This window comes from Mycobacterium sp. (assembly GCF_049281135.1).
GTDB lineage: Bacteria > Actinomycetota > Actinomycetes > Mycobacteriales > Mycobacteriaceae > Mycobacterium.
The window spans coordinates 1-2,830 of record NZ_JBAPRN010000632.1 but is presented as its reverse complement, the minus strand read 5'-3'; the positions used below and the strand labels follow the sequence as shown (position 1 = coordinate 2,830).

Sequence of the window (2,830 nt, the reverse complement as noted above, 5' to 3'; positions counted from 1 at the left end):
CCTGGGCGCTGCGCCGGCGCAGGTCATCGAGCAGGCGCTGTTCGGCGGCGGTATCCGGGACGATCTTCTTGGCGGCGTCGGTCGGGGTGGCGGCACGCAGGTCGGCGACCAGATCGCACAGCGGGTTGTCGGGCTCGTGGCCCACGGCGCTGACCACCGGCGTGCGGCACGCGGCGATCGCCCGACACAACGTCTCGTCGGAGAACGGCAGCAAATCCTCCACGCTGCCGCCGCCGCGGGCCACCACGATGACATCGATGTCGGGGTCGGAGTCCAACTCCCGCAGCGCCGTAACGATCTGGGAGACCGCGGTGGGGCCCTGGACGGCGGTGTTGCGGACGGCGAACCGCACAGCGGGCCAGCGTGCGGCGGCTACCGTCGTCACGTCATGCTCGGCCGCGCTGGCCCGGCCGGTGATCAGACCGATCATGCTGGGCAGGAATGGGATTGGCCGTTTGAGTCGCGGATCGAAGAGGCCTTCGGCGGCCAACAGCTGGCGCAGTCGCTCGATGCGGGCCAACAGTTCACCGATGCCCACTGCGCGTATTTCGCTGAGCCGCAACGTCAGTGTGCCTCGGCCGGTGAAAAAGCTCGGCTTACCGCAGACCACCACTTGCACGCCCTCGACGAGCTTGACCGGCGCGTTGTCAACCAGGTTGCGCGGCGCAGTCACGGTCAGCGACATGTCGGCGGCCGGATCGCGCAGCACCATGAACACCGTCTTGGCGCCCGGCCGGATGTTGATCTCAGTCAGCTGGCCTTCAACCCAGACCGCGCCCAATTTGTCGATCCAGCTTGCGATTCGGATGGCGACTGCGCGAACCGGAAACGGGTTCTCGGCCGAATTCGCCGAGCCGGCCGGCGTATTGGCATTGCTGACAGGGTTGGCGGTCACTTCGCCGTCGCGCGCGTGATCCTGTTTGCCAGCAGCGTCTGGAACGGCGCGCGCCCTTTGGTGGCCTCTTCGTAGGCCAGCAGGGCTTCGAGCTCGTCGACATCGAGTGATTGCAGCCGGGCCCGCAGCTGGGCCAGGGTCAGCTGTTCGTAGTCCAGCTCTTCGACTACCTCGGGGGCGGACACCGACTGCTTGCCCGGTGTGGCGGCCACCCGCGCCCAGTCGTCGGCTGCGCCCGCTTCAGGGGACGAGTACAGCGCGAACCGTCCCTCGGCGCGGGGCTCGACGTCCGACGGCTCGTCATCGCTGTCGTCCGGCAGGTCCTCGTCGAACGTCGCCCACTCCGGCTGCTCGTCCTTGGGCGGGAAGATGTGCTCCAGCGTGGAGTCGCCCTTTATCACCAATTCGGCCACGTTCTGCTGGAACCGCATCACGACAGCCGCGGCCGTACTAACCAGCGTCATCGGGTACATCAGGATGGTCCTCGGCAGCCTGATCGTCTCCTCGACGGCCATCGTCGCGGCGCCCACCAGCAGCCGAACCCCATATGGTGCAGTAGCCATGCGGTCAAGCCTGCCTTAACTGGCGGACAACTCCAAGCTGAGCGCGCGAGTTGGCGGGCCGGAGTCGGCAGAAAGTACGCTGGTGGACATGCCGCCGACCGTGAACATGGGGATCCCCGGCGCCACCGCCTCGGTTACGGAGCCGGTGACCGGCAAACGTGTCCTGCTTGCCGAGCCCCGCGGGTACTGCGCCGGCGTCGATCGTGCCGTCGAGACCGTCGAGCGTGCGCTGGAAAAGCACGGCGCACCGGTCTACGTCCGGCATGAGATCGTGCACAACCGCCACGTGGTCGAAACGCTGGCCAAGGCCGGTGCGGTGTTCGTCGAGGAGACCGACGAGGTGCCCGAGGGCGCCATCGTGGTGTTCTCGGCACACGGCGTGGCCCCGACCGTGCACACGACGGCTGCCGAGCGGCAGCTGAAGGTCATCGACGCCACCTGCCCACTGGTCACCAAGGTGCACAACGAGGCCAAGCGATTCGCCCGCGACGATTACGACATCCTGCTGATCGGGCATGAGGGCCATGAGGAGGTCGTCGGCACTGCCGGTGAGGCACCCGACCATGTGCAGCTGGTCGACGGTCCGAGCGCGGTCGACGGCGTGACGGTTCGCGACGAGAACAAGGTGATCTGGTTGTCGCAGACCACGCTGTCCGTCGACGAGACGATGGAGACGGTCGAGCGGCTGCGGGCCCGCTTCCCGAAATTGCAGGATCCGCCCAGCGACGACATCTGCTACGCGACCCAGAATCGGCAGGTGGCGGTCAAGGCGATGGCACCGGAGTGCGAGCTGGTGATCGTCGTCGGGTCGCGTAATTCGTCGAACTCGGTGCGGTTGGTCGAGGTCGCGTTGGGCGCCGGGTCTGCGGCTTCGCATCTGGTCGACTACGCCGACGACATCGATCCGGCGTGGTTGGAGGGCGTCACCACCGTCGGAGTGACGTCCGGCGCGTCAGTGCCTGAGGTGCTGGTCCGCGGCGTGCTGGAGCGGTTGGCCGAGTACGGCTATGACGTGGTTCAGCCGGTGACGACAGCCAACGAGACGTTGGTGTTCGCGCTGCCCCGGGAGATCAGGCCCGCTCGCGGCGCTTAGTCCCAGGAATCGCCCGCGGGCCGGCGCGGCCGGCGCGGGCGGTCGTCGAGTGGCTCATCGCCTCCGGCTGCTTTCCGATATCTGACCTGTGAGATCGGGTGATGGGTCGCGGTGCTCCCGTTGGGTGCGGGCCTGCGCCGCGGCGGAGGCCCAGCAGCGGGGTCGAACGGCTCCCTGGGTTCGTACGGGTCGAAGCGGCTGGCCGGGCGATCTCTGCGAGCGTGCGGGTCGCGCCGGATGTCGCGTGGCGGGCGGCCACGCAGGTCTGCGTCGCGCGGC

3 protein-coding genes and 1 pseudogene are annotated in these 2,830 nt (G+C 68.1%); 1 reads left to right on the top strand and 3 read right to left on the bottom strand.

The genetic code is table 11. The features are described from left to right. Both xseA and WAN02_RS25035 read right to left on the bottom strand, forming a co-directional pair. A partial coding sequence (xseA, locus tag WAN02_RS25040; protein ID WP_422267461.1) for an exodeoxyribonuclease VII large subunit occupies window positions 1-895 on the bottom strand: 895 nt, incomplete at its 3' end. Next, window positions 892-1,458, bottom strand: coding sequence for a lipid droplet-associated protein (locus tag WAN02_RS25035; protein ID WP_422267459.1), 567 nt, complete (start codon window positions 1,456-1,458; stop codon window positions 892-894). The genes xseA and WAN02_RS25035, both read right to left, overlap by 4 nt. A gap of 88 nt (window positions 1,459-1,546) precedes the next feature. Between WAN02_RS25035 and WAN02_RS25030 the strand changes: the two genes are divergently transcribed. Continuing rightward, on the top strand, window positions 1,547-2,551 hold the full coding sequence (locus WAN02_RS25030) for a 4-hydroxy-3-methylbut-2-enyl diphosphate reductase (protein WP_422267457.1): 1,005 nt from the start codon (window positions 1,547-1,549) through the stop codon (window positions 2,549-2,551). Here WAN02_RS25030 and WAN02_RS25025 read toward each other — a convergent pair. Next, window positions 2,548-2,830: pseudogene (locus WAN02_RS25025) on the bottom strand (hypothetical protein); the annotation flags it as partial. The gene WAN02_RS25030 and the pseudogene WAN02_RS25025 overlap by 4 nt on opposite strands.

Bases quoted from the DNA above. Each gene is read 5' to 3' on its own strand.
- WAN02_RS25035 (WP_422267459.1), bottom strand. From the start codon at position 1,458: ATGGCTACTGCACCATATGGGGTTCGGCTGCTGGTGGGCGCCGCGACG.
- WAN02_RS25030 (WP_422267457.1), top strand. From the start codon at position 1,547: ATGCCGCCGACCGTGAACATGGGGATCCCCGGCGCCACCGCCTCGGTT.